Genomic DNA, 24698 nt, shown 5'->3' on the forward strand with positions numbered 1-24698 from the left:
GGCGCGCAGCCGGACCGTCAATTCGCTGGCAACATGACGGCGTCGAAGTACGACGCGAGCGCAGCAAAGCCGTCGAGCGGCAGCACATTCGCGACGTACTGGTCCGGCCGCACCACGACCATGCAGCCGGCTTTCCGGTCGATGCCGCGCATGGCGAAGACGTCGTTGCCGCTCTTGAGGTCGGGACAGAACATCTTCTCGTAGTCGATCAAGCCGTAGCGGCCTTTGCGCGGGAGCAACAGCGGCGGCATCGCCTCGACGGCAAGCTCGCGATGACCTTGCTGGAAGATAGCGCGCAGGTCGATCACGCTGTCGATGTCGGCGCCGACCCGCGTGTATCGCCTGATCGGCGACTCCCTTGCTTCGGCGAGGAACTTGCACAGGGCGCGAATGGCCGATCCCGCTGCGGCGGGATCTTCCGCAGGCGAAAACGCGTAGATGCGGAAGCGGCCGTCGGCCCGCGCCGCATGACCGAGATGCACCGGCTTGGCGTCCGCCAGCCGGATCACCGGCGCGGAGTGGAAGCGCTTGCCGATCACGAGACCTGCCGCGAGATGCTGATGTGCTGCCGTGCCGGTGAGAAGCGAGGGACGGTAATGCGTCGCGGTCCCGGCCGTGTAACGGCCGTGCCGGACGAAATAGTCCTGCGTCCTCGCCGCATCGGCACCGCCGGCCTTCGCGGCGGAGGCGAGAATCCCTGCCCATTCACGATCGAAGTCGATCAGCTCCTTGGCAACCGCCTGGCGCTCGGCCGAATAGGAATGCAGCAGGCCTGGGGCGCACTGCCCGCGCAGGACGGCGGCGAGCTTCCAGCCGAGATTGAAGGCGTCCTGCATCGAGACGTTCATGCCCTGCCCCGCTTTCGGGCTGTGGGTATGGCAGGCATCGCCGGCGATGAAGATACGCGGCTGGCGGGTTTCGATCTCGGCGTCCGGCACGTCATCGAACTTGTCGGTGAGGCGCTGGCCGATCTCGTAGACCGACCACCAGGCGATCTCCTTCACCTCGAGCGTATGCGGCCTCAAGATCCGCTGCGCCTTGGCGATGACGTCGTCGGCACTGATGTTGCGATTGGCGACGCGCTCGCCGATCTCGAGCTTGGCGAGCTCGACATAGAGGCGGACCATGTAACCGCCTTCACGCGGGATGATCAGCAAGCTGCCGTCCTTCGCCGACTGGATCAGCGACTTGAAACGGATATCCGGGAAATCTGTCACCGCCAGCACGTCCATCACGCCCCAAGCGTGATTGGCGGAATCGCCGTGCAGCTCCCGGCCGATCGACTTTCGTACCGTGCTGCGCGCGCCATCGCAGCCGACGACATAGCGCGCCTTGATCGTTTCGATCTTGCCCTCGCTTCCGGCATCGACGCGGGCGAGCCGCACCGTCACGGCATGATTGGCGGCAGCAGCGGTCGGATCGACATCGAGATCGAGCACGCGCCGGCTGTAATACGGCTCGAGCTTGGCCGGCGATTTCCGCATGACGTCGAGAAAGCCATCATGGATGCGGGCCTGGTTGAGGATGACGTGCGGGAATTCCGACAGCCCGTCCTCGACGTCCTGGACCCGACCGCTGCGGACGATCGTCTTGGGCTGCCGCTCGTCTGGCTTCCAGAACGTCGTCTCGTTGACCCAATAGGCCTCCTTCAGCACGCGCGCGCTGAAACCAAAGGCGTGAAACATCTCCATGGTGCGACAGGCGATGCCGTCGGCCTGGCCGACCAGCAGGCGGCCTGCTTTCTGCTCGACGATGCAGGTCTTGATATCAGGGAATTGCGCGAGCTGGGCGGCGAGCGTGAGGCCGGCGGGTCCGCAGCCGACGATGAGGACATCGACCTCTTCAGGCACCGCGCCCGCTGCACCCGAGGCTTGAACGCGGTCGGCGGGATCGGCAATCTCGGGATCGCCCGGCTGAAATCCATTCAGATGGAATTGCATGAGCACCTCTCCCGCCAACTTCTTTGGATATTGCTCAGTATGCTGACTATCAGTATACTTGTCAACGACCGGCCCGTCCCTGCCCAAACGGAGAATTCAGTGAAAGACAACAACGACATGCCCGGGCATCTGGCGCGCCGGTTCCAGCAGATCGCGGTCGCGGTATTCCTGGCTGAAGTCGCAGATGCCGGTTTCGATCTCACGCCGGTGCAATATGCCGCGCTCGCGACCATCAAGGCCAATCCGGGGCTCGATCAGGTGACGCTCGCGGGATTGATCGCCTATGACCGCACCACCATCACCGGCGTAATCGATCGCCTGGTGCAGAAGGGCCTTGCCGAGCGCCGCCCCTCCAGCCGCGACCGCCGCGCGCGCGAGCTCGAGATCACCGACGAAGGCCGGCGCACGCTGCGCAAGATCACGCCCGCCGTCGAGTCTGCGCAGCGCATCATGCTGCGCGGCCTCAGCGCGAAGGAAGGCGAGGAGCTGATGCGGCTCTTGCGCAAGGCGATTGCCGCCGGCAACGAGCTCAGTCGCGCGCCGCTGCGCGAAGTGCCGGCATAGGCCCGTCGTTTTGTACGCATTGTCGCAGCGCCGCGAAACCTGGAACTAACGTTCGGCTGCTACGGTCGGCCCGTTCGGCGTTTAACGCGCGGTTAACTTTGCGGCTCGGGGGTTTCGGATGTTCAGGTTCGTTGTTGCGGCCGCGGCGATCGCGCTCTCGGCAGGTCATGCGCTCGCAAACGGCCATGGCGGCGGCGAATCTCCGCCTCCGCCGAAACCTGAGGCGACGATCGCGCCGGCGAAGGTGGTCCTGACCAAGCAGGGTCCCAAGCTGGTCGATCTCAAAGGCATGACGCTCTACTATTACGAGCGCGACACCACCGGAAAGACATCGAACTGCAACGGCAAGTGCACCGAGAGCTGGGTCCCGCTCGCCGCGACCGCCGACGCCAAGGCTGTCGGCGATTTCACCGTGATCAACCGCAACGACGGCAGCAAGATGTGGGCCTACCGTTATCGCCCGCTCTACACCTCGCCCGCCGACAAGGCGCCGGGCGATGCCAACGGCAATGCCACGACGCTGCAATGGCGGATCGCCAGGCCGGAATAAGACGGCGCGGGACGACCCATGTCGCCGATTGCTGGCAATGATCAATGATCATGAGCGACAGAAGCGGCCGATCGCTCAGCCCTCAGCTGCGCCAGCGCGTGCCCGTCTCGGCCTGCGCGTTCTGCCCCGGCGGCAGCACCACGACCGTCGAATTGAGCTTCACCCGGTCATAGAGATCGATGACGTCCTCGTTGCGCATCCGGATGCAACCTGAAGAGATCGCCTGCCCGATATATTCGGGCTGATTGGTACCGTGGATGCGGTAGAGCGTGTCCTTGTTGCCGACATAGAGGTAGATTCCCCGGGCCCCCAGCGGATTGGCCGGGCCACCGGGAACGCGCGCCGGATATGGCCCGAGCCGGGCCTGGATGTCCGCCGTCGGAACCCAGTCCGGCCATTCTGCCAGGCGGCCGACGCGGGCGACGCCTGAGAACGCCATGGCTTCCTCGCCGACCGCGACGCCGTAGCGGATCGCCTTGCCCTCGGGCAGCACGAAATACAAATAGCGCGCATCGGTATCGACCAGGATGGTCCCTGGTTGCTCCTTGCGATGGTAATCGACGATGTGGCGCAAATATTGCTCGGGCACGTTCGCCCTCGCGTAAGGCGCATGCGCGAGCAGCTGCCGGTCGCGCGGTGTCATGCTCGCGTCGGTCGACGGAGAGAGAGTCGTCTGCATGCAACCGCCGAGCGGCAGCAGAGCAGCAACGAATAGAATGATTAAAGATCTTGGCACCGCCGGCCCCCGATAGCGGATAGCACCCCCAGCGCCACTACATGCTGTCAAAATCGTGCAAAAAACAAGGCAAGCGCGGAACAATTACACGTGTTCGACAAGGCGGGTTCCATCACCACAAACGGCAGGAGAGGGTCGCATCATCTCCATCTCCTTGCCTTGCTTTGGTCAAACCCGGCTGGACTCGTGCTCCCCGGGACTTGGGATGGGCCCACCACAACAGATGATCGGCTCGCGCCAATGCGGACGACCAAGGCTTTAAACATCTGGGCTTCAAAGGAGCTGCGATGCTGGCGACGCTGAACAGCAAGCAAATCGTCGATGAGATCGTGAAGGACACGGTCAAGGACAACGATCCGCACGACTCGGTTCAGATTTCTCCCGAGATCGTGCTGGCCTCGCGCCCGGGGAGCGCGGCACCGGCGCTGGCGCCGGAGACCGCGCCCCGTCCGGAGCCGAAGTTCGCTCCGAGTCCGGCGCGTGCGCCGGAGCCCACCATCAACGTCGTCTACGGAAAACCCGCCGCGGCACCTTCGGTCGACACGGCGGTTCGCGTGACGGCCAGCGATGGTGCCGGCCATCGGAAGCGATCCGCGGTTGGCAAGTGGCTGCGCGGTGCGTTCGTCACGTTCCTGTTCGCCGGCGGCTGCGCGGCTGCCGCGATTGGCTGGGAGAAGCATGGCGACACAGCAAAGCAAATGTTCGCCGAATGGACGCCGGTATTGGCGTCGCTGATGCCTTCGACGTCGCTGATGTCTTCGACGTCGCAGACGACGCCCGTCGCCGCGGCGCAAGCCGCCCCGCCCGCAGCACCAGCGGCAGCCGAACAAACGGCGGAGCAATCTGCAACGCCGCCTGCAACCCAGCTTGCCGCCGCGCCCGCGACAGCGCAGCCCGATACCGCGCAATCGATGCAGTCGATGACGAACGATCTCGCCGCGATGGCGCAGCAGATCGAGCAGCTCAAGGCCAACATCGCCGAGCTGAAGGCCGGACAGGAGCAGATGGCGCGCGAGATGGCGAAGCCGCCTGCGCCCAGGCCGGTGGCTGTTGAGACCAAGCCGGCCGATCCGCGCGCGCGCACCTCTGCGCTGCCGCCGCGGCCTGCGATGCCGCCAGTTCGCAAGCCCAAGCCGGCCGTAAGCCAGACCTACATGCCGGCCTATACGCCAGCACCGCTTGCACCTCCGCCGCCATCGCAGGCTGCGGCGGTCCCGCCGCCGGTTGCGACGTCGCAAGCCGTAGCCGATGACGATGGACCTGTCGTGCGTCCGCCAATGCCGCTGCGCTAGCGCGACACCAGCGTCGCAACGTCGCCTACGCTGTCCGAGTCGATGTAATGCGTTGGGTCCGGACGATTACGGGAAGCGATGCTTTGCGTGTCTTCCGAAGAGAAAAGGCCGTCGGGATCTATGCCGGCGGCCTTCTCTTGCAACTGCCGGTTCCCGGAGCCCGGTTCTGTTGCAATTCCATGCTTTATGATCACGCCGCATATTTAATAAATTCTTAACGGGCCCGCTTGCTGCACATCATTTCTGCGCCATAAGCACAGAGATTGCGCGGCCGGTTCATTCGAAACGATCGACTCAGTGGTACCATGCCGGGTGTGTCGAGACTTTCCGTTGAAGACTCGTTTTTCAAACTTGGGTCGTCACACCGGGGAATTCGGATGCCTTACTACTCCTTCGATCTTGTGGTTGGTGAAGAGTTCAAGAACCAGGGTGGAATCATCCTCGAAGACATCGAGGTCGCCTCCGATCGGGCCGATCAATTGGCGACCGAGCTGTCCCAGGTGAAGCCGGAGCTCCAGCAGAAGGGTTGCTCGGTGCGCGTCACGGACCGCGATCACAACGAGGTCTATCGCACGCCGCTCGATCCCGTCCCTGCGTGGCAGCGCTAGCTATACGTCAACCACTGGCGCTTCGAACCAGTTCGTCAGCGACAATCCGCCGTCGACGACGAAGGCTGCGCCAGTGACGTAACCGGACAGCTTGTTCGACAAGACGGTCAGCGCCATCGGGGCGAGGTCATCGGCCTCGCCGAGGCGCCCGAGCGGAATGTGCCGCGCCAGCGCGGCATCCGCGACGAATCCGCCGGCTGCGATCGCGCCGGGCACCAGTGCGTTGACACGGATGTCGTGGCGGCCAAACGTCTTGGCGAGCTCCTTCACCAGCATCGCCATTGCCGCCTTCGCCGTCGAATAGTGCGGCAGGTTGCGCGGCGTGCCGGCATGCAGCGAGGTGAGAAACAGGAACGAGCCCGGCCGCTTCGCCGCGATCAGCCGTGTCGCGATCTCGCGCGCCAGATGGAAGCCGGCATCGAGATTGACGGCATGCATCTGCTGCCAGGTTTGGCGATCGACCGCGAGCGCATGGTCCGCCTCTCGCCGGGGCGGAGACGCGCTGTGGACGAAATGCGTGATGTCCCCGAGCGCTGTCTGCGCGGCGGCCAGCAGCTCATCGCATGCCTCGAGCCTGGCGAGATCGCCGATCCAGGGCACCGCCAGTTCGGGTCTCTTGCTCGCGCTGATCGCGACCCTCACCCGCTCGGCATTGATATCGGCAAACACGGTCCGGACGCCCTCGCCGACCAGAGCCTGCGCGATCGCGCGGCCGATGCCGTTGCCGGCGCCGGTGACGAGCGCGGTGTCGCGTGCGGGGTCGAATGGCGTGCTGAACAGGCTCATGTTGCGTTCCGGGGCCGGCGGACACAATCTAGCGCGCCGCGCCGAGGAACGACAATGGCCTCCCGGCACCATTGCGGAGCAGCGCGGCGGACGCTAGCCTCTCAAAAAAACGGAGGAGAGACCAAGGATGCGCACCGGTTTTCTGATGACGGGCTTGTTGCTGCTGGCCGCGCCGGCGCAGGCGGCCGACGCGCCGCCGCGGTCGACCTATGTGACGATGGTGTTGCAGGCCTTCGCCGCCAAGGTCGAGTGCCCCAACACGGATCTCGTTTATCAGGACCTCGTGCAGAAGGCGCAGCAGATGCACCTGCCTGACGGCACCACCGAGAAGGTGCGCAAGGCGATCGCCTGGATGCACACCGGCGGCAAGATGGGCGAGAAGCAGGACGACGATTTGATGGCGGAGGTCGCAGTCGCCACCCAGGCGACCGACATGGACCAGCGCCGCCTCGGCATGCCCGGCTGGTGCGAGGCCCAGAAGACCAACCTCGCCGGATTGATCCGCAGCAAGGGCGGCTAACGAGGCGGCTGTTGCAGCGTTAAGCACGCTGCCAACAGCCGACGCTCCCGACCAAAAATCGTCACAATTCTCCACAGCATGCGGCCTCTTCGAATTCGAACCGGAGAGCCCTGATGCGGAATATCCATTTCGTTTTCGCCGGCGCGATTGCGGCCGCCACGGTGCTGACTGCGCCCGTGCTGGCGAAGAATTCCGACGCCCAGAGAAGCGAGGAAAAATCCACTTCGTCGCCCTGTACTGCCTATCAGCAGGCGCCGGACGGCTCGTGGGAACCCCTTCCCTGCAAAGCCACAGGCGAGCGGGCGCAGCCCCAGACGCAGAATCGACGTTCGACGCAAGCCACCGATCGCGGCGAGCGTTGAGTACGCCCGCGCTTAAGTCGTCAGCTCTGGTGCGGACCGCGCATGATCTTCATGGCATCGGCGATGTGACGCCATTCTTTGGCCTCTTCGGCCTCGCCGCGGCCCTCGCAGGCCTGCGCCTGCTCGGCGGCCTTCGCAATCGCAGCGAATCCATGCTGTTCCAGCATCTGCCGCGCGACGGTGTGGACCTGGAGCTCGGACATCATGGGCGCTCTCCGTTTGAAGGAAACCGCGGCGCCCGGCTCGGCGGCGCTCCGCGGGTCTCCCACAACGATCTCGCCATGCGACCCGTTCCGCTTACCTCGCGACAAAGGCGGCCCGCCATGCCCGGCGGACCGCCTTCTCACCCACCCCAATGAAAGTCGCTTGCCGCGTCCCCTACGCGACCGCCACGCGCTTGCGCTCGAAATCGTTGGGCACCTCGATATCGACCTCTAGGGTCGACACATCGTCGCCGCGCTCGAGCCGGACGATGACCTTGGTCGGGTCCAGCTTGACGTGCTTGGACACGACGGCGAGTATTTCCTCACGCAGCACCCCGAGCAGATCGGGCTGGCCACGCATCCCTCGTTCATGCGCGAGCAGGATCTGCAACCGTTCGCGAGCGACGGGAGCAGACGAGGCCTTGTTGCCGCGCAGAAGCCGGAGCAGACCCATGCTCATGCAGCCCTCCGTCGCAGCAGACGATCCATGAAGCCCTTGCGCTCGGTCGGAACCTGCATCGGCACGGTATCGCCGCACAGCCGCCGCGCCGCGTCGCTATAGGCCCGCGCCGGTGCGCCGTCCGCGTTCGACAGCGTCACGGGGGTACCGACGTTCGAGGCGCGCAACACGTCCTGGCTCTCGGGGATGATGCCGAGCAAAGGCGTGGCGAGGATCTCGAGAATGTCGTCGATGGTCAGCATCTCGCCGCGCGCGGCGCGGGAGGGATCGTAGCGGGTGATGAGAACGTGCTTCTCGACGCGCTCGCCCTTCTCGGCCCGCACCGTCTTGGAATCGAGCATGCCGATGATGCGATCGGAATCGCGTACCGAGGAGACTTCCGGATTGGTGACGATCACGGCCTCGTCGGCAAAGCGCATGGCCATCGAGGCGCCGCGCTCGATGCCGGCCGGGCTATCGCAGATCACCCAGTCGAACCGGCTGCGCAGATCGGCGATGACCTTGCCCACGCCCTCCTCCGTCAGCGCATCCTTGTCGCGGGTTTGCGAGGCCGGCAGCAGCCAGAGATTCTCCAGCCGCTTGTCTTTGATTAGCGCCTGGGGCAGCTTGGCTACGCCCTGCACTACGTTGATGAGGTCGAACACCACGCGGCGTTCGGCGCCCATTACGAGGTCGAGATTGCGCAGGCCGACGTCGAAATCGACGACGACGACCTTGTCGCCGCGCTGCGCGAGCGCGGCCCCCAGTGCGGCAGTGGTCGTGGTCTTGCCGACCCCGCCCTTGCCTGATGTCACGACCAGTACCTTAGCCATTTCAAAAATCTCCTCTGGTCAGTTCAGCGCGGTAATTCGCATGGTGTTGCCTTGCAGAAAGGCTTGGGCAGGCTGGCCGCGCAGGGCGGCGTCGATGTCGTCGGCAGTCTGATAAAACCCATCGATTGCAAGCAGTTCGGCTTCGATCTTCTGGCAGTAGATGCGCGCGCTGGTGTGACCGTTGACCCCGGCCATGGCGCGGCCGCGCAACGCGCCGTAAATGTGAATGGAGCCGCCGGCGACGACCTCGGCGCCGGAGCCGACGGAGCCGAGAATGGTGATGTCGCCTTCGGGGAAGATCACGGTCTGGCCCGAGCGCACGGGAGCCTCGAGCAGCAGCGAGGTCGGCTTGGTCTCGGCCTTCGTCTCGGTCTTCTTGGGCGCGTTCGGCTCGACCACACAGCTGCGTCCGCCCGAGAGCAGCGGTGGCATCGTCGGGGTCAGCCTTGCCTCTTCCACGCCTTCAACGCCGAGCACGCGGATGTTGCGGTCCTGCAGGCTGGTCAAGAGATGGCCGATGCCGGCTTGGCTCAGATCGACCGAGGACAGGTCGATCACCACGGGCCGGCCGGCAAAGAAGCCCGGCGAGCGGGCGATCGTCGCATCGATCTCCTGGAGCCAGTCCAGGATCGGAACGGTCGGCACGAACACGAAGGCCACATAGGAGCGCCCCCGCAGGCGCACCATTTGGCGTTGAGTTTTTACTGCAGCCTCCATATCGGCCGACTCGTTCCCAATTATTGAATGGTTAACGATGCGGCGGATATGGTTAATGGCCGGTTAATTTCCCCGCGGGGTCACGTGGAATCCGTTGGGCTAGCGGCCGCGCGTCGCGCGGGCGCTCTCGTCCAGCACACCGCTGTCATCACCCGCGACGGCAGGTGATCCAGTACTTGAGATGGTTGTGGATGCTGGATAGGCCGCGGCGTATTGGACGCCCCGCCTTCACGGGGGCATGCCCGCGGCATGTCGGGAGAGCCCTTACTTCTTCACCTTGCTGGCATCCATCTTGATGGAGGGATCGAGCATCTTGGTCGTGAACGCCGTCGACACGTCGAACGGCTTCTCCATACCGAGATAGGTTTGGACCAGCTCGTAGTCCTTCTTCATCCGCTCGCCGTCGATCCAGCCGAGCGACTTCGTCGTCGTGAATTCGTCGGTCATCAGGGACTTGATGCGTTCCCACTGGCGCTCCTGGTTCTCCCTGTCGAGACCGGAGACCTGATCGAGCAGCGCCTTCAGGCATGGCGTGACGTCGGCGACGCAAGCCGCAAAGGCCTTCTGCGTGACGCGCACGAACTCCTCGACCACCTTGGGATTCTTCTGCAGATAAGCGCCGTTGACGATCAGCGAATTGCCATAGGGATTGAGCCCGATGTCCTTCCAGTTGATGTAGCCGAGATCGGGTCCGAACTCGATCACTTTCAGATCGTGCTCGTTGTAGAAGTCGCTGATGATGTCGACGGTGTGGCTCTTCAGCGCCGCGATCTTCGCGGTCGGCCCGACATTGACGAAGCCGACAGAATCGGGCGCCAGACCTGCGGCCTTGGCGAAGGCCGGCCACATCACGCGCGAGGCATCCCCAGGCGGGTTGCCGATCTTGTGCCCGGCAAAGTCCTTCACACCGTTCACGCCGTAGCTCTTCAGCCAGTAGAAGGTCTGGCCGGTATTGGCATAGACGCTCATCACCGCAACCGTGTCGGCGCCCTTGCTCTTGGCCACCAGCATGGTGGCGAGATCGGCGACGCCGAAAGGCGAGCCGCCGGAGCCGACCTTGGCGGCGGAGACGCCGGAGCCTTTGCCGGTCTCGATCGTCAGGTCGATGCCCGCCTTCTCGTACCAGCCTTGAGCCTTGGCGTAATAATACGGCGAGTGATCGGCCGTCGGCGTCCAGTTCAGGATCAGATTGACCGCCTCGCCCGCGCGCGCAGGCATCGCCGACACACCGAGCGTCAGCGCCAATACCAGGGCAGAGCCCGCCGCCTGCAAATGCTTCATCGCACCTCTCCTCATTGCCGCGACCCGGCTTGTCGCTCTCGCCATGTGAGGATACCAATGCAACAAGCCCGCCCTCAACTTGTCAACTGTTTGGTTGGAAATGCCTGCAAAACGATCTGGCGACACCGTGCCGCAGCGCCGTGATCCCGTCGCCACCCGCAACAAGCTGCTCACCGCGGCGCGGCTGGAATTCGCCCGGCACGGCTTTGCGGGGGCCCGCGTCGACGAGATCGCCGAGCGTGCCGGCGTAAACAAGCAGCTCGTCTATCACTATTTCGGCGACAAGGACGCGCTCTACCTCGCCGTGCTCGAATGGGTCTATGAGGACATCCGCGAGCAGGAGCGCAAGCTCAAGCTCGAAGGCCTGCCGCCGGAAAAGGCCATCCGCAGGCTGATCGAAGCCTCATTCGACCATCTGGCGGCAAACCCCGATTTCATCGTGCTTCTGAACGACGAGAACCGCGGCGGCGCTCGCCACGTCCGCGGCTCGACGCGGCTGGAGGCGATGCATTCCCCGCTGGTGAGAAGCGTCTCCCACATCCTCAACGAGGGGGTACGCGCCGGCGTGTTCCGCAAGGGGATCGATCCCGTTCAGCTCTATATCTCGATTGCGGGCCTCAGCTATTTCTTCTTCTCCAACACGCCGACGCTGTCGGCGATCTTCGGTAAGGACCTGTCGAGCCGCACCCAGCGCCGCGCCCGCCGCAGGCACGTCGCCGATTTGGTGCTGCAGTCGCTGCGACCCTAATCAACCAACTGGTTGAAACTTCGCTCAAAACCGGTTAGGCTCGTCGTAGCGGCAAGTGACCGTCGCAACAGGGAGCAATCGGTGACAGGAGACGCGGCCCGCACCTCGCGCAGCTTTGCGATCATCCTGATCGTGCATCTTGCTGTGCTCGTGCTCTGGCAGGTCGCGGTCGATGCTTTCCACGTGCCGAAATTCATCCTGCCCTCGCCGCTCGCCACCGTGCAGACGCTGGCAACCACAGGCTATGCCTGGGGTGCCAACACGCTGGTGACGGCGATCGAGATCCTCGGCGGCTTCGCGCTTGGCGCCTTCGTCGGCGTTGCGCTGGCCGTGATCTTCAGCTGGGCGCCGCTGCTCAGCCTCGCGCTGCTGCCGCTGTTCGTGACGCTGAACATGATTCCGAAGGTCGCGCTCGGCCCGCTCTTCATCGTCTGGTTCTCCTACGGCATCGTGCCGAACATTTTGATCGCCTTCAGCATCTGCTTCTTTCCGATCCTGCTCACCACCGCGCGGGGCCTGCGCGAGGTCGAGCCCGATCTGCTCGATCTCGTCAAATCGCTGCGCGGCTCGCGCTGGACGCTTTTCCGAAAGATCCAGCTACCGGGATCGCTGCCTTACATCTTCTCCGGCATGAAGGTCGGCGCCATCCTCGCGGTGGCCGGTGCCATCGTCGGCGAGTTCATCGCCTCCGAGCGCGGGCTGGGCTACCTCATGATCCAGGTGCAGTCGTCGCTCGACACGCCCGCGATGGTGATGGCCGTCGTGCTGCTAACGCTGCTGGGGGTCGCCCTCTACGGCCTGGTGCTCGCCCTCGAACGCATGTTCGTGGTTGGCGACGCGAGACAGACCTGACAACGGCAGAACTAAGGACCAAATCCATGTTGCTCACCCGCCAGACCCTGCCCAAGACCATCCCTGACGTCGCTGCGCTCGACGAGCTCCTGTGCCGGCCGACGCAGGCACTGATCGATGACCTCAGGAACGTCGAGGGCGACATCATGATCCTTGGCGTCGCCGGCAAGATGGGCCCGACGCTGGCGGGGCTCGCAAAAGCTGCCGCGCCGGACCGCCGCGTCATCGGTGTCGCGCGCTTCAGCGACGCCAGTGTCAAGGACTGGCTGCACGCGCGCGCCATCGAGACGATCAATTGCGATTTGATGGACGAAAGCGCCATTCACGCGCTGCCGAAGGCGCCCAACATCATCTTCATGGCCGGCCGCAAGTTCGGCGCGGAGGGCGATCTGTCGCTGACCTGGGCGATGAACGCGCATGTGCCGGCCCTGGTCGCGCAGGCCTTCCCCGCGTCCCGGATCGTGGCGTTCTCGACCGGCTGCATCTATCCCTTTGTCCCCGTCGACGGTAAGGGCTCGACCGAGGACATGGCGCCGAACCCGCCCGGCGAGTATGCCCAGTCCTGCGTCGGACGCGAGCGGATGTTCGAATATTTTTCGCGCAAATTCGGAACACCGGGCCGCCTGTTCCGCCTCAACTACGCGATCGACATGCGCTATGGCGTGTTGCACGACATCGCCACGAAAGTGCTGACGGGCACGCCAATCGACGTCAGCCTCGGTCACGTCAACTTCATCTGGCAGGGCGATGCGTCCGCCCAGGCGCTGCGCTGCCTCGCCCATTGCACGACACCGACCTCCCCGATCAATGTCAGCGGCCACGAGATCCTCGCGGTGCGCGATCTCGCGCAGAAGTTCGGTGCGAGGTTCGGCCGCGCACCGGTGCTGACAGGCAAGGAAGAGCCGACGGCATGGCTGACCGACACGTCGAAAGCGGTCGAACTGTTCGGTTTGCCGGTCGTCGACACCGAGCAGTTGATCGCCTGGACCGCGGACTGGGTCTCCCGCGCCATGCCGACGCTTGGCAAGCCCACCAAATACGAGGTGCGCGATGGACGCTACTGACGGTCCGCCCGTCATCAAGCTCGGCGTCGCCGATGCGAACGCCGGGCTGGCGCTGTCGACGGAAGCGCGCTGGAACCAGACCGAACAGGATTGGCGCGTTTTCCTGCGCGATGGTGTCGTGTTCGGCATCCGCGAGGGCGCGCGACTGGTGGCGACCGCAGCACTGCTGCCGTATTCCGGCAACAACGCCTGGATCAGCATGGTGCTGGTGTCGGCAAGGCATCGCCGCCGTGGTCTGGCGACACGCCTCGTCGATGCCTGCCTGGAAGCGGCGCGCAAGAACGGTCTCACGAGCTGGCTCGATGCGACGCCCGACGGCGCCGCCGTCTACGGGCGCCTCGGCTTCACACCGACTCTGCAATTGCGGCGGCTGAAGCTGATGAAACCTACGCCGGCATCTGCGGCGGCGCCGTCGTCCGCAACGCTCGAGGCGCTTTGTGCCCGCGACCAGCGCGCCACAGGTTTCGAACGGACCGCTCTGCTGACCGCCCTCGCACAGCGCGCCGGGTCGCGTATCGTCGCAGCCAATAGCAGCATTACGCTCGTCCGGGATGACAGAACCGCGCGCCATATCGGCCCCTTGTTCGCGGATCATGCCGTCGAAGCGCTGGCTCTGGTTCGCGTGATTGCGGGATCCGAGAATGGCCCGCTCCTGCTCGACGCTGTCGCCTCGCAACCCGCGTTCCTCGACGGATTGACCGCCTCGGGCTGGACCATCGAGCGGCCGTTTCAGCGCATGCGGTTCGGCCCTCCAACCGCCGCGGCCGAAGAAACGCCATTCGCCGTCGCCGGCCCCGAATTCGGATAGGACATCATGCACCACAGCCAGATCAACAGCGACATCCGCAAGCTGATCGCCGAGGGCACCGTGCTGCCGGCGCATCCCCTCGCCCTCACCGCCGAGCGCCAGCTCGACAAGACGCATCAGCGCGCGCTGACGCGCTATTACGTCGATGCCGGCGCAGGCGGCCTTGCCGTCGGCGTGCACACGACGCAGTTCGCGATTCGCGACGTCGGCCTCTACCGTCCCGTGCTCGAGCTCGCCGCCGAGACAGCCGCGAGCTGGACCAAGCGTCCATTGGCGATGGTCGCAGGCCTTGCCGGCCCAACCAGCCAGGCAATCGCTGAGGCCCGCACCGCACGCGACGTCGGCTATCACGCCGGCCTGCTCAGCCTCGCCGCGATGAAGAGCGCCTCCGAGGATGAGATCATCGCGCATTGCACGGCGGTGGCCGCGGAGATCCCGCTGGTCGGCTTCTACCTCCAGCCGGCCGTGGGCGGCGTCATCCTCTCCAGCCAGTTCTGGCAGCGCTTCGCCTCGATCGACAATGTCATCGCGATCAAGATCGCGCCGTTTAACCGCTACAGGACTCTCGACGTGCTCCGCGGTGTTGCCGCCGCAGCCGCACTCGACCGCGTCGCGCTCTACACCGGCAATGACGACCACATCCTGCTCGACCTCACCCTGCCGTTCGACCTGCGCGACAAGGGCATCACCACGCGAACCTACTTCAAGGGCGGCCTGCTCGGCCATTGGTCGGTGTGGACCGCAAGCGCCATACAACTCTTCGAGCGCTGCAAGGCCGCGCGGCACAAGGACAGCGTTCCGGCCGACCTACTCGCGCTCGACGCCCGCGTCACCGACTGCAACAGCGCGTTCTTCGACGTCGCCAACAACTTTCACGGCTGCATCGCCGGCTGCCACGAGGTGCTGCGGCGTCAGGGCCTGATGCAGGGCCTGTGGTGCCTCGATCCGAACGAGGGCCTCAGCCCCGGCCAGAAGCAGGAGATCGACCGCGTCTGTCGCGAGCACGCCGATCTCAGCGACGATGCCTTCGTCGCCGCCCATCTGAACAAATGGCTGGCATGAGCTCCGAGCCCTTCATCAGCCTGCGCGGCGTCCGGAAAGTCTACCGCAGCGGCGGCGCCGAATTCCTGGCAGTCTCCGACGTCACCATGGACGTGCAGGAAGGTGAGCTGGTCTCGCTGGTCGGCCCCTCCGGCTGCGGCAAGACCACGGTAATGAAGATCCTGGCTGGGCTGCACGGCGCTGACGGCGGCACAGTGACAATCGGCAATGCCAAGAGCCCGTTCGATCCGACCCGCGACATCGGCATGGTGTTCCAGCAGGCACTGCTCTTGAAGTGGCGCACCATTCTGGACAACGTGCTGCTGCCGGCCGAGATCGTCGGCCTGCCGATGAAGGCCGCGCGTGCGCGGGCGCACGATCTGCTCAATCTGGTCGGGCTTGCCGGTTACGAGCACAAATATCCGCAGCAGCTCTCCGGCGGTATGCAGCAGCGCACCGCGATCGCGCGCGCATTCATTCACGATCCAAAGCTGATCCTGATGGACGAGCCGTTCGGTGCGCTGGATGCGCTGACGCGCGAGCAGATGAATCTCGAGATGCTGCGGATCTGGCGTGAGAGCGGCAAGACAATCATCTTCGTCACGCACTCGATCCAGGAAGCCGTCTTCCTGTCCTCGCACTGCGCCGTGCTGACGGCGGGTCCGGCGAAGATGGCCGATTATTTCCCGATCGACCTGCCCTTCCCGCGCGACCTTCCGCTGAAGACCACGGATGCGTTCGGCGTCTATGCGCGAAGGATCTATGCGAAGCTGGGACTAGGCGCGACGTAGCTCGCCGTACGAAAATTCTCGTAGCAACCATTAAGATGGTTGCTACGAGAGCTGCGCGCTCAGCTCTTGTTGCGTGTCTTGCTGAGCAGATAATTGTCGTAGAAGTTCTCCGCGATCTGCGTGTAGAACAGCAGCTCCTTCATATAGGCGTCGTGGCTGTCCTTCGTCCGCCTGAACAGATCGCTCTTGGCGGCGAGCTCGTTCAGATGATCCTGGGTCGCGTTGTAGCAGGCCTCCAGCACCGGCTGCGGGAAGGCCCTCAGCTCCGCGCCATTGGCGATCAGCCGTTTCAGCGCCGCCGGATTCACGCTGTCGTATTTCTCGAGCATCCAGGCGCCGGCCGCAGATCCCGCCTGGTTGACGATCGCCTGATATTGCTTGGGCAGCGAGGCCCATTTCTCATCGTTGACGATCATGTGCAGCATGGCGCCGCCTTCCCACCAGCCCGGGAAATAATAGTATTTGGCGACCTTCTGGAAACCGAGCTTCTCGTCGTCATAGGGACCGACGAATTCGGCGGCATCGATCGTGCCCTTCTCGAGGGCCGGATAGACATCGCCGCCGGCGATCTGTTGCGGGACGACGCCGAGCCGCGCCAGCACATGGCCACCCATGCCCGCGATGCGGAATTTGAGTCCTTTGAGGTCGTCGACCGTCTTGATCTCCTTGCGGAACCAGCCGCCCATCTGGGTGCCGGAATTGCCGCAGAGGATGGCGTGGGCCTTGAAGGGTTTGAGCGCTTCGTTGGTGAGATCGGCGCCGCCGCCGAAGTGCCACCATGATTCCTGGTGGCGATGGTTCATGCCGAACGGCGCGCCGGTGGCATAGGCCAGCGCCGGCTCCTTGCCGATGTAGAAATAGAGCGGCGTCTGCGCCATCTCCACCGAGGCGGTGCTGACGGCATCGAGCGCCTGCAGGCCGGGCACGAGCTCGCCGGCGGCGAAGGTCTGGATCTGGAATTTGTTGTCGGTCGCTTCCGCGACGTATTTCGCGAACGTCTGCGCCGTACCGTAGATGGTGTCGAGCGACTTCGGGAAGCTCGAGGTTAGGCGCCATTTGATCTCGGGCGCGCCTTGCGCGAGCGCAGGGGCCGCAACCAGCGTCGTCGCGCCGGCGACCGCGCCGCCCTTGAGAAATGTACGGCGTTTCATTGGGGTCTCTCCCTAATAGTAAATCTCAAGCATATCGGCGTTCGGCCACGATGTCCGTCCTCGAATTGCGCTGGGGTCCATCGGGCCTGCGGGACTGTGAGCCCGTCAGAGCAGCTTCGCACTGACGAACAGCGCGCGCACGGCGTTGGTTGCCTGCACTGCCAACATGGCGTTACCGGCAGCGCCCTCCAGCGCCTCGACAGCATCCTCATGCAGGGAGCGGAATTCCATCCATTCCACAGACTTGAAATTGGTCAGGAACTGATAGGCCTGGCCGACGGTCGCAATCGCCAGCGTGTCACCGTTCAGCTTGATCTTGAACGTCGTCCGCAGCGGGGTCTCGGAGTTTGATGGATCACTCATGGGCTGCTTCTGGACGAGGACGACTTAACGAAGGGGAAACGGCAGCCCCGCCGCGGCAGGCAAGTCTCAGGAATCAGTGCTCGCGCGCTGCGAAGCGGTCGCAGAGCCGCGCAGGCTCGGCACCACGACCAGACGGTTGAACTCGCCATTGTCGTAGGCCTTGATGAAACGGTCATAGTCCTTGATCGAGACGCAACCGTTGGAATCGCCGCGCGGTCCGAGCATGTAATTGTGGGTGAGCAGGCCGACGCGCCCGAGCGCGTTGGTGCCTTCGACCGGCGTCATGCGCAGCGCGCGGACGCCATGGAACGGCTTTTCGCGCGGCTTCAGCTCGTAGGTCGCCGGCGGCGTCGCGCCGACCATGCGCCGATCGACATGGTCGGGGTTGTCCATCAGCGGGCCTAAGCCGGAATGGGCCTCGAGCGCCACGCCGCTTGGCAGGTAAACCGCCTTGGCCGAGATGTCATAGACCGCCGTCCGCGAATCGTAGCCGAGGGCCGCAAGATCGGGCGCCTTGCCGAACAGGCCGCTGTCGGGCGTCAGCGAGGCCAGCTTGATCTTGTCGGTGAATTTTTCGAAGAAATTGCGGTTATCGACCCGTGAACCAGTGTCGGCATACGCTTGGCTGGATGCGATCTGGGAGGCGAGATCGGCCTGGACCGGACGCGAGCGCGGCATCGGGATGGTGTCGGCGCGCTGCGAGGGCCTCGCCTCCTCGGCCGCAGGCCGATCGTCTTCTTCGGTCAGGATCGAGCGCCAGTCGTCGCCCTGGAGCCTCTCAGCCAGCATGGCCTTGGCATCGCGAAGCTTGAGCTGGACCGCGTTCAGGGCGGAGCGCTCCAGCGTCCGGAGGCCGAGTTCGCGGGCCGGCGGATTGCCGGAGGCCGAAGCGAAACGATCCTCGAATGAAGGGGCATTGGCCGGCGGCAACGCGGCGGAGACCAGTGGGGACGAATCGCCCATATCCGCGACCCACGCGGCGGCGCCAAGCGCCAGCGCGATCGCTGCCAGAGACAGCAAAATCGCTTCGGCTCGCCCGACACGGCGGCGCGACAACAGCCTCCCGGCATGTGCTGCGTCGGAAACCATCAGATCCCCAAATCGACCCCGGGGGTGCCCAACCCCCACCCGGAGACTCTATACCAGCTACCACATTGGGAGCCAAAAGTTAGGCATAATCGCGGCCGGCAAGGGCTGGCAACGGGTCCGGCAAGGCTTTCCCAAGGTATCCAATGACCGATCCTTTCGATCTCGAGCGCTTTATCCGGGCCCAGGACCCGGTCTATCGCGACGTGCAGGGCGAGCTGGCCCGGGGCCGGAAGCAGACTCACTGGATGTGGTTCATCTTCCCGCAGGTCGCCGGCCTCGGCGTCAGCGCCATGTCGCAGCGCTACGCGATCGGCTCCCGCGCGGAGGCCCAGGCCTATCTCGCCCATCCCGTCCTCGGGGCGCGCCTGATCGAATGTACCAGGCTCGTGCTCGCCGTTCAGGGGCGGACCATCAACGCGATCCTGGGCGCGCCGGATGATACGAAATTCCGCTCGTCGATGACGCTGTTCGGTGCGGTTTCCAATGAGCCTATTTTCGGCGAGGCCCTCGCCCGCTACTTCGCCGGCGAACGCGATCGCGCCACGCTGGAGATCCTGGCGAAGCTCGACGGACGGGCATCCGGCTGAGTTGACGCGAGCGGCAGCGTAAACCCGAGATTAATACCGGCTGCCTATCTTCCGAGCAAAATAATTCTCCCCGCGCCAATTGCCGGACAGATCATGAAAATCGGTACGCTCCTGACCACCGCCATCGTCTCGCTCTCGACCGTCGGCGGCGGCCTCGCCGTCTACGTCGCCGTGACCAAATACCAGATGATGGAGCGGATCGGCGAGGCGCAAGGCCGCCTGGCGATCGTCCGAGCGGCCAGCGACATCCCGCGCTATCTCAACCCGGAGCGCGGCTTTTCCACCAACATTCTCTACGGCCCCGCCACGATCGACCCTGCGCTGCTTGCCGAACAGGACAAGCTGCGCAAGCAGACCGACGGTGCTCGCGACAGGATGAACGCGCTGCGCAAAGAGCTGCCCGGCTCCTTCGAGGACGGCAGCACCATCGGCAGCAACATCGACGGCATCAATGCGAAATTCACGGCGCTGCGCGAGGCCATCGATAAGGCGCTCGCAGGGCCGGCAGAGGCCCGCAAGGACGCGGCCAAGAAGATCGTCGCCGACAATGCCGTGCTCAACAGCGGCGTGACCGCGCTGCTCAACGAGCAGGTCCGCCGCATGGCGATTCTCAACGGCGACGCCTACCGGCAGGCCAGCTACGCCAACATCGCGATGACGCTGCGTGACATCGGCGGCTTCAATTCCAGCCTGCACAAGAATCTCGTCGGCGGCAAGAAACCGGCGACCGACGCCGAGAAGGCCGAGATCAGCCGCTCGCAGGGCCGCAACGATCAGATCGTGATGACGCTACAGGAACTGCGCGGCAATCCGGCGACTCCAAGGAACGTCGCCGCTGCGCTGGAGAAGTTCAACGCGGTCTATGTCGAGGAGTTCGGCCGCGAGCTCAAGCTGGTGAAGGACGGCGCGGTCAGCGGCAAGTACGAACACGACGTGGACACCTATTACGCCGCCACGCAGCGCGGCCTCGGCACCATCATCGACGTTCGCGACGCCTTCTATGATAACGCCGAGCAGATCCTTGCCGGCGCCTCCTCGGCCGCACGCACCAGCTTCACCTTCGCCCTCGTCGGCCTCCTTGCCGTGCTGGTCGCCAGCGTCGGCCTCATTGTGGTGGTTCGCCGCCGCGTCTGCGCCCCGATCGTCAGCCTGACGAGGCGGATGTCGCGGCTTGCCGATGGCGAGGTTGCCGACGGCATCCCCGGTGCCGAGCGCTCCGACGAGATCGGCGCGATGGCCGCGGCGGTTCAGGTGTTCAAGGACAACATGATCCGGGCCGACCGGCTCGCCGCCGAGAAGCAGGCCGAGAACGACGGCAAGATGCGCCGTGCCCAGGCGCTTGACGACCTCACCCGCGCCTTCGAGGCCAAGGTCACCGAGCTGGTCGGCGGCCTGTCCCGGGCCTCCGCGACGATGGAAAGCACGGCACAGTCGATGACCTCGACCGCGGCCCAGACCAACAGCCAGGCCGCAATCGTCGCCGCCGCCTCCGAACAGACCTCGACCAACGTGCAGACGGTTGCCAGCGCCACCGAGGAGCTGACCTCGTCGATCGCTGAGATCGGCCGTCAGGTCGCGCAATCCACCGAGATCGCCGCCCGCGCCGTCGACAATGCCCGCCGCACCGACGATACCGCGCGCACGCTCGCCGAGGGCGCGCAGAAGATCGGCGACGTCGTCACGCTGATCCAGAGCATCGCCGAGCAGACCAACCTGCTGGCGCTGAACGCGACCATCGAGGCCGCCCGCGCCGGCGATGCCGGCCGCGGCTTTGCGGTGGTTGCTTCCGAAGTGAAGTCGCTGGCCGGCCAGACTGCCAAGGCCACCACCGAAATCTCCGAGCAGATCACCGCGATCCAGAGCGCGAGCGACGAGACCGTTGCCGCGATCCGCAACGTCGCCGACGTCATCGCCGAGATCGACCAGATTGGCGCTGCGATTGCCGCCGCGATCGAGGAGCAGGGCTCGGCCACCAAGGAGATCGCCCGCAGCGTCCAGGAGGCCGCCCGCGGCACCCAGGAAGTCAACAGCAACATCTCCGGCGTGCAACGCGCCGCGGATGACTCGGGAGCCGCCGCCCGGGAGGTGCTAGGCGCCGCCGAGCAGCTCTCGACCCAGTCGCGCGATCTCGCCGGACAGTTCGACCGCTTCCTTGGCGAGGTCAGGGCGGCGTAAGACGTCTCAATAAGGCGGCGCCTTGCGCGCCCGCTGCGCCTTGGCCGCCTCGATCCACCACGCAAGATCGTCGGCAAAGCGCGGGAACGAGCGTTCCAGCGCCTTGCCGCCGTCGCCGATCGGCTCTCCGTCGTCCGACAGCGTCTGCGCGATCGGGCCGACGCCGATCGTGCTCGACACCACCACCATGCCCATCTCCGACAGCGTGCCGTGCCAGGCGGTCGCGGCGCGCGCGCCCGAGAGCCGGCCGGCCGAGTAGCTCGCGATCGCAGCCGGACGCCAGAACCATTCTTCGAGGAAATGGTCGGTGAGGTTTTTCAGGCCGGGCTGGATGCCCCAATTGTATTCGCCGGTGACAAAGACAAAACCGTCGGCGCCGCGGATCTGTCCGGCCAGCCTTTCCAGCGCCTCCGGCGCGGTGCCTTTGGGATATTCCTTGTACATGCGGTCCAGCATCGGCAGGCCGATCGTCTTGGCGTCGATGAATTCGACCTCCTGGCCGCGACCGCGCAGACGATTGATGACGAAGTTCGCAAGGCGGATGCCCATGCGGTCGGAACGATAGGAACCGTAGAGGACGAGGATGCGATTGCTCATGATGGGCCGCATCCTAGCATGTCGCTGAGGCGCGGAGCGATTCTCTTTGTCGCGGCGCTTGAGTGTCGCGATACTTGAGCGTCGCGATGCTCGAGCGTCGCGGCGCTTCAGTGCGTCGCGCGATATCTGGCGCGGTGCGGAATGGACCGGCAGGCCAGGCCGTCGGCCAGCAGCTTCATGTCCTCGTGCTTGCCACTGCGGATCAGCCGGCCGAGCTCCTCGGGTGTGAAAGGAAGACTTGGATCGTCATCGATCGGGCGCCGCATTCGCGGACCAAATAAACGTCGAACCAGGCTAGCCAGCCGCCGCATGTCAATTCCCTCGCGCCAGCAACAAACCTCTTAGTCTGCATATTGTTCCTCCCGCACCTTCGAGATTGCAAGAGGCCGCTAACGACTCCGCGCCAAAAAAATTCCGCCGGAGAATAATCTCCTTCACGTCGTGCTATTCGGCAAAACCCACGTAGCGCACGAACTCGTCGTTATGTTCGCGGTCCGAGCGAACTGCATTCGCGGCAAAGCTGTCGTCGGGATAGCTCAGCGCAACGCAGGTCATGATCACCTCGTCCTCCGGAATCTCCCTGCCCGTTCGACCGGTGTTGCGGCAGAGCGCCGGTTGCCGATGCGGCGCGCAAAATCTATGCTGACCCGCAAGCAAGACCAAGAACCCCGCGAGGAGATACGCCATGGCCGCGCCGCTAGATCCCGTCATCGCCCAGATCATTCCGCTCATGCCGATGCGCGATCCCGCCACGATGACGCCACAGAGCGCCCGCGACTCCTTGCGCGCACTGGCTGCCTCGCGTGCGGCCATCCCGCCACCGCGCGTTGATAGCGTGCGGGATATCAAGGTGAAAGGCGGCGCTGGCCCGCTCGACGCACGCGTCTATCGGATCGGCTCGACACCTGCACCCACGGTGGTGTTCTTCCATGGCGGCGGCTGGGTTGCGGGCGATCTCGAAACCCACGACCGGCAGGCGCGCAACCTCGCGATCGAGACCGGCGCGGTCGTCGTCTCCGTCGACTATCGCCGTCCGCCCGAGACGCGCTTTCCCGGCGCCTTCGAGGATGCCTTCGCCGCCGTCAGTGACATCTTCAACCGCGTCGCGGAATTTGGCGGCGATGCGAAGCGCGTCGGCGTGGCCGGCGACAGCGCCGGCGGCAATCTCGCGGCGACCACCGCGATCGCTTGCCGCGATGCCGGCATCAAGCTTGCCGCGCAATTGTTGGTCTATCCCGTAACCGACGTCCTCGGTGCTTATGCCGATGCGCGCGAGAACGCGCGCTATCCCTCGCGCGCCGAGAATGCCGATGGTTATTTCCTGACGCGTGCCACGATGGAATGGTTTTGCGGCCATTATCTCGCCGATCCCCGCCTTGCTTCGGACTGGAGGGTCTCACCCCTGCGCGCGGCATCTCTCGCCGGTGTCGCACCCGCGGTCGTGACCACCGCCTGGTTCGATCCCCTGCGCGACGAGGGCGCGGCCTATGCGCGGGCACTGGAGGCGGCCGGCGTCCGCGTCAAGCACCATGAGGGTCCCGGCCTGATCCATGGCTATTTCGGCATGGGCGATGCCTCGGACGTCGCGCGCGCCGAGGCGCAGCGTGCACGCGCCGACTTCAAGGCCCTGCTCATGCGCGGCGTCTGACAGCGCTAGATGCTCCGCGCCCGCTGCTCGCCAGTGTGCCCCCAGGTTTCGTCCCAATCCTGGCCGGCAGCGTCGACGACGCGGCCGTCGGCTTCGAAGAACTTGTTCGGCACCTGGAAGATCGCCAGGATCAGGGCGCCCTCCGGGCACCAGGCGGCGTGCCGGCTGCCTGCCTCGCGCCAGATGAATTCGCCGGCTTTGCAGGCGATCCCCTTGGCCGGCCCCTCCTTGTCGACGAGCGCGCCTTCGATGACGTAGCTCTGCTCGATGCCGACATGCTCATGATCGGGCAGCACCGATCCCGGGGCAAAGCGCATCAAGGCGGTCATCAGACCGCTGCTGCGGTCGAACAGCAGCGTCTTGGCTTCGCAGCCCGGAAAGCGTGTCTTTTGCCAATCCATGTCTTGGGGACGAACCAGATGAGAATGCCGATCCGCGGCTGCCTGGTCTTCGGGGCTCACGGCGTCCATCACGATGCTCCCTCTCTCTCAACTGTTCGAAGCTAGCAGGATCGCCCCGCCCGGTCAGCGAGCAGTGCAACAAGTGGGGGCGTTTGCCGATCGCGCCCGAAAAATTGGCAGGCCGACCGGACGGCGCCCGCTCATCCTGCTTGATTGCGCCATGATTCCCGGCTCCAATCTTCCCGCCATTCTGGTTTAGGGAGACACCCATGATGAAGCGGATTTTGCTCGCAGCGGTCGTTGCCACCTTTGCAGCGGGTTCGGCCTTCGCCGAGGACACCTGCGAGAGCAAGGCGGTCGGCAAGGACGGCAAACCGCTGGCCGGCGCCGCCAAGACCTCGTTCCTGAAAAAGTGCAAGGCCGACGCCTGTGCACCCAAGGCCGTCGGCTCCGACGGCAAGCCGCTCGCCGGTGCCGCCAAGAACAGTTTTATGAAGAAGTGCGAGGTCGGCGCGTAACCGCGCGCTGCCTCTCCTCCTTCGCCCCTCTGAA

31 protein-coding genes are annotated in these 24698 nt (G+C 64.9%); 16 read left to right on the forward strand and 15 right to left on the reverse strand.

Features of this window, described 5'->3' with window-relative positions; all coding sequences use genetic code 11:
- Nucleotides 1-17 precede the first annotated feature (17 nt).
- Entirely contained in the window at nucleotides 18-1940 is a 1923-nt protein-coding gene (locus IVB12_RS07325) for an FAD-binding monooxygenase (RefSeq protein WP_247297205.1), read from the reverse strand.
- A 99-nt stretch (nucleotides 1941-2039) separates the two neighbouring features.
- On the opposite strand from IVB12_RS07325, the gene IVB12_RS07330 reads away from it, so the two are divergent.
- The gene (locus tag IVB12_RS07330) at nucleotides 2040-2504 is read left to right on the forward strand and encodes a MarR family transcriptional regulator (protein ID WP_247297207.1); all 465 of its coding nucleotides are present in this window, start codon (nucleotides 2040-2042) and stop codon (nucleotides 2502-2504) included.
- Between the two features lie 118 nt (nucleotides 2505-2622).
- Nucleotides 2623-3054, forward strand: coding sequence for a hypothetical protein (locus IVB12_RS07335; RefSeq protein ID WP_247297209.1), 432 nt, complete (start codon nucleotides 2623-2625; stop codon nucleotides 3052-3054).
- 82 nt (nucleotides 3055-3136) lie between these two features.
- Here the strand turns inward: IVB12_RS07335 and IVB12_RS07340 are convergent, their stop codons facing one another.
- The gene (locus IVB12_RS07340; protein WP_247297211.1) at nucleotides 3137-3790 is read right to left on the reverse strand and encodes a L,D-transpeptidase; all 654 of its coding nucleotides are present in this window, start codon (nucleotides 3788-3790) and stop codon (nucleotides 3137-3139) included.
- Between the two features lie 287 nt (nucleotides 3791-4077).
- Here IVB12_RS07340 and IVB12_RS07345 point away from each other — a divergent pair, with 287 nt between their 5' ends.
- Together IVB12_RS07345 and IVB12_RS07350 are read left to right on the forward strand one after the other, a co-directional pair.
- Entirely contained in the window at nucleotides 4078-5082 is a 1005-nt protein-coding gene (locus IVB12_RS07345; protein WP_247297213.1) for a hypothetical protein, read from the forward strand.
- 377 nt (nucleotides 5083-5459) lie between these two features.
- On the forward strand, nucleotides 5460-5690 hold the full coding sequence (locus tag IVB12_RS07350; protein ID WP_247277284.1) for a hypothetical protein: 231 nt from the start codon (nucleotides 5460-5462) through the stop codon (nucleotides 5688-5690).
- Here IVB12_RS07350 and IVB12_RS07355 read toward each other — a convergent pair whose 3' ends face one another.
- Nucleotides 5691-6476: an SDR family oxidoreductase gene (locus tag IVB12_RS07355; RefSeq protein ID WP_247297216.1), complete on the reverse strand. Its 786-nt coding sequence runs from the start codon at nucleotides 6474-6476 to the stop codon at nucleotides 5691-5693.
- Nucleotides 6477-6603: 127 nt separating this feature from the next.
- Here IVB12_RS07355 and IVB12_RS07360 point away from each other — a divergent pair, with 127 nt between their 5' ends.
- Nucleotides 6604-6996 (forward strand): hypothetical protein, encoded by a 393-nt coding sequence (locus IVB12_RS07360; RefSeq protein ID WP_247297217.1) that lies wholly within the window; start codon nucleotides 6604-6606, stop codon nucleotides 6994-6996.
- Between the two features lie 113 nt (nucleotides 6997-7109).
- Complete coding sequence (locus IVB12_RS07365) at nucleotides 7110-7358, forward strand: hypothetical protein (RefSeq protein WP_247297219.1); 249 nt, start codon at nucleotides 7110-7112, stop codon at nucleotides 7356-7358.
- A gap of 20 nt (nucleotides 7359-7378) precedes the next feature.
- On the opposite strand, the gene IVB12_RS07370 is transcribed toward IVB12_RS07365, so the two are convergent.
- The 5 genes from IVB12_RS07370 to IVB12_RS07390 all read right to left on the reverse strand — a co-directional run bounded on the left by IVB12_RS07370 (nucleotide 7379) and on the right by IVB12_RS07390 (nucleotide 10831).
- Nucleotides 7379-7564: a hypothetical protein gene (locus IVB12_RS07370; protein WP_247277288.1), complete on the reverse strand. Its 186-nt coding sequence runs from the start codon at nucleotides 7562-7564 to the stop codon at nucleotides 7379-7381.
- A 172-nt stretch (nucleotides 7565-7736) separates the two neighbouring features.
- Complete coding sequence (gene minE / locus IVB12_RS07375) at nucleotides 7737-8021, reverse strand: cell division topological specificity factor MinE (RefSeq protein ID WP_247297221.1); 285 nt, start codon at nucleotides 8019-8021, stop codon at nucleotides 7737-7739.
- Entirely contained in the window at nucleotides 8018-8833 is an 816-nt protein-coding gene (gene minD, locus IVB12_RS07380) for a septum site-determining protein MinD (protein WP_247297223.1), read from the reverse strand. The genes minE and minD overlap by 4 nt, the downstream gene beginning before the upstream one ends.
- 18 nt (nucleotides 8834-8851) lie before the next feature.
- Entirely contained in the window at nucleotides 8852-9550 is a 699-nt protein-coding gene (gene minC, locus IVB12_RS07385) for a septum site-determining protein MinC (protein WP_247297233.1), read from the reverse strand.
- A gap of 264 nt (nucleotides 9551-9814) precedes the next feature.
- The gene (locus IVB12_RS07390; RefSeq protein WP_247297234.1) at nucleotides 9815-10831 is read right to left on the reverse strand and encodes an ABC transporter substrate-binding protein; all 1017 of its coding nucleotides are present in this window, start codon (nucleotides 10829-10831) and stop codon (nucleotides 9815-9817) included.
- Nucleotides 10832-10931: 100 nt separating this feature from the next.
- On the opposite strand from IVB12_RS07390, the gene IVB12_RS07395 reads away from it, so the two are divergent.
- The 6 genes from IVB12_RS07395 to IVB12_RS07420 all read left to right on the forward strand — a co-directional run bounded on the left by IVB12_RS07395 (nucleotide 10932) and on the right by IVB12_RS07420 (nucleotide 16135).
- On the forward strand, nucleotides 10932-11579 hold the full coding sequence (locus tag IVB12_RS07395; protein ID WP_249797067.1) for a TetR/AcrR family transcriptional regulator: 648 nt from the start codon (nucleotides 10932-10934) through the stop codon (nucleotides 11577-11579).
- 81 nt (nucleotides 11580-11660) lie between these two features.
- Nucleotides 11661-12431, forward strand: a complete 771-nt coding sequence (locus IVB12_RS07400; protein ID WP_247297245.1) for an ABC transporter permease — start codon at nucleotides 11661-11663, stop codon at nucleotides 12429-12431.
- A gap of 26 nt (nucleotides 12432-12457) precedes the next feature.
- The gene (locus IVB12_RS07405; RefSeq protein WP_247297247.1) at nucleotides 12458-13495 is read left to right on the forward strand and encodes an NAD(P)-dependent oxidoreductase; all 1038 of its coding nucleotides are present in this window, start codon (nucleotides 12458-12460) and stop codon (nucleotides 13493-13495) included.
- Nucleotides 13482-14303 carry a GNAT family N-acetyltransferase gene (locus IVB12_RS07410; RefSeq protein ID WP_247297249.1) on the forward strand — a complete coding sequence of 274 codons (822 nt, stop codon included), beginning with the start codon at nucleotides 13482-13484 and terminating at the stop codon, nucleotides 14301-14303. The genes IVB12_RS07405 and IVB12_RS07410 overlap by 14 nt, the downstream gene beginning before the upstream one ends.
- A gap of 6 nt (nucleotides 14304-14309) precedes the next feature.
- Entirely contained in the window at nucleotides 14310-15365 is a 1056-nt protein-coding gene (locus IVB12_RS07415) for a dihydrodipicolinate synthase family protein (RefSeq protein WP_247297251.1), read from the forward strand.
- A complete protein-coding gene (locus tag IVB12_RS07420; protein ID WP_247297253.1) occupies nucleotides 15353-16135 on the forward strand; it encodes an ABC transporter ATP-binding protein in 783 nt (260 codons plus the stop codon). The genes IVB12_RS07415 and IVB12_RS07420 overlap by 13 nt, the downstream gene beginning before the upstream one ends.
- A 59-nt stretch (nucleotides 16136-16194) precedes the next feature.
- Here IVB12_RS07420 and IVB12_RS07425 read toward each other — a convergent pair whose 3' ends face one another.
- The 3 genes from IVB12_RS07425 to IVB12_RS07435 all read right to left on the reverse strand — a co-directional run bounded on the left by IVB12_RS07425 (nucleotide 16195) and on the right by IVB12_RS07435 (nucleotide 18669).
- Nucleotides 16195-17286, reverse strand: a complete 1092-nt coding sequence (locus IVB12_RS07425; protein ID WP_247297256.1) for a substrate-binding domain-containing protein — start codon at nucleotides 17284-17286, stop codon at nucleotides 16195-16197.
- A gap of 105 nt (nucleotides 17287-17391) precedes the next feature.
- Nucleotides 17392-17649 (reverse strand): hypothetical protein, encoded by a 258-nt coding sequence (locus tag IVB12_RS07430; protein ID WP_247277300.1) that lies wholly within the window; start codon nucleotides 17647-17649, stop codon nucleotides 17392-17394.
- A gap of 66 nt (nucleotides 17650-17715) precedes the next feature.
- Entirely contained in the window at nucleotides 17716-18669 is a 954-nt protein-coding gene (locus IVB12_RS07435) for a DUF2778 domain-containing protein (RefSeq protein WP_247297300.1), read from the reverse strand.
- A gap of 212 nt (nucleotides 18670-18881) precedes the next feature.
- On the opposite strand from IVB12_RS07435, the gene IVB12_RS07440 reads away from it, so the two are divergent.
- A complete protein-coding gene (locus IVB12_RS07440; protein WP_247297258.1) occupies nucleotides 18882-19325 on the forward strand; it encodes a DUF1810 domain-containing protein in 444 nt (147 codons plus the stop codon).
- 93 nt (nucleotides 19326-19418) lie between these two features.
- Nucleotides 19419-21500, forward strand: a complete 2082-nt coding sequence (locus IVB12_RS07445; protein WP_247297260.1) for a methyl-accepting chemotaxis protein — start codon at nucleotides 19419-19421, stop codon at nucleotides 21498-21500.
- 6 nt (nucleotides 21501-21506) lie between these two features.
- On the opposite strand, the gene IVB12_RS07450 is transcribed toward IVB12_RS07445, so the two are convergent.
- The 3 genes from IVB12_RS07450 to IVB12_RS07460 form a co-directional block, all read right to left on the reverse strand.
- Entirely contained in the window at nucleotides 21507-22097 is a 591-nt protein-coding gene (locus tag IVB12_RS07450) for an NAD(P)H-dependent oxidoreductase (protein ID WP_247297262.1), read from the reverse strand.
- A 107-nt stretch (nucleotides 22098-22204) separates the two neighbouring features.
- A complete protein-coding gene (locus tag IVB12_RS07455; RefSeq protein ID WP_247297264.1) occupies nucleotides 22205-22363 on the reverse strand; it encodes a hypothetical protein in 159 nt (52 codons plus the stop codon).
- Nucleotides 22364-22541: 178 nt separating this feature from the next.
- Nucleotides 22542-22784 carry a hypothetical protein gene (locus tag IVB12_RS07460; RefSeq protein WP_247297266.1) on the reverse strand — a complete coding sequence of 81 codons (243 nt, stop codon included), beginning with the start codon at nucleotides 22782-22784 and terminating at the stop codon, nucleotides 22542-22544.
- Between IVB12_RS07460 and IVB12_RS07465 the strand changes: the two genes are divergently transcribed.
- On the forward strand, nucleotides 22783-23745 hold the full coding sequence (locus IVB12_RS07465; RefSeq protein ID WP_247297268.1) for an alpha/beta hydrolase: 963 nt from the start codon (nucleotides 22783-22785) through the stop codon (nucleotides 23743-23745). The two genes, IVB12_RS07460 and IVB12_RS07465, sit on opposite strands and share 2 nt — an antisense overlap.
- A 5-nt stretch (nucleotides 23746-23750) precedes the next feature.
- On the opposite strand, the gene IVB12_RS07470 is transcribed toward IVB12_RS07465, so the two are convergent.
- Nucleotides 23751-24215 carry a cupin domain-containing protein gene (locus tag IVB12_RS07470; RefSeq protein ID WP_247297274.1) on the reverse strand — a complete coding sequence of 155 codons (465 nt, stop codon included), beginning with the start codon at nucleotides 24213-24215 and terminating at the stop codon, nucleotides 23751-23753.
- Nucleotides 24216-24415: 200 nt separating this feature from the next.
- Between IVB12_RS07470 and IVB12_RS07475 the strand changes: the two genes are divergently transcribed.
- Nucleotides 24416-24664: a hypothetical protein gene (locus tag IVB12_RS07475; protein ID WP_247277308.1), complete on the forward strand. Its 249-nt coding sequence runs from the start codon at nucleotides 24416-24418 to the stop codon at nucleotides 24662-24664.
- Nucleotides 24665-24698: the final 34 nt, after the last annotated feature.

The organism is Bradyrhizobium sp. 179 (genome assembly GCF_023073535.1).
GTDB lineage: Bacteria > Pseudomonadota > Alphaproteobacteria > Rhizobiales > Xanthobacteraceae > Bradyrhizobium.